This is a genomic window from Paraburkholderia sp. SIMBA_053 (assembly GCF_046534895.1).
Classification (GTDB): Bacteria; Pseudomonadota; Gammaproteobacteria; order Burkholderiales; family Burkholderiaceae; genus Paraburkholderia; species Paraburkholderia caledonica.
Window position 1 is genome coordinate 1 of record NZ_JAWRXU010001344.1, and the last position, 248, is coordinate 248.

1 protein-coding gene is annotated in these 248 nt (G+C 61.3%); it reads left to right on the plus strand.

Going from position 1 to position 248, the window contains the following annotated elements:
- The coding region (locus tag SB753_RS39985) for an acetamidase/formamidase family protein (protein ID WP_410805538.1) at positions 1-248 on the plus strand (248 nt) is incomplete at both ends.

Below are 248 nucleotides of genomic sequence, written 5' to 3' on the forward strand. Positions count from 1 at the left end.
CGATTCGATCAATTCGCTCACGCCCGATTCGCACGGCGGTAATATGGACGTTCCCGACATGGGGCCGGGCAGCATCACCTATCTGCCCGTGCGCTCTCCCGGCGGGCGGCTCTTTATCGGCGACGCGCACGCTTGTCAGGGCGATGGCGAAGTATGCGGCACAGCCGTCGAGTATCAGAGCACGACCACGGTACGGGTCGATCTCATCAAAAAATGGAAGATCGACTGGCCCCGGCTCGAAAACGAGG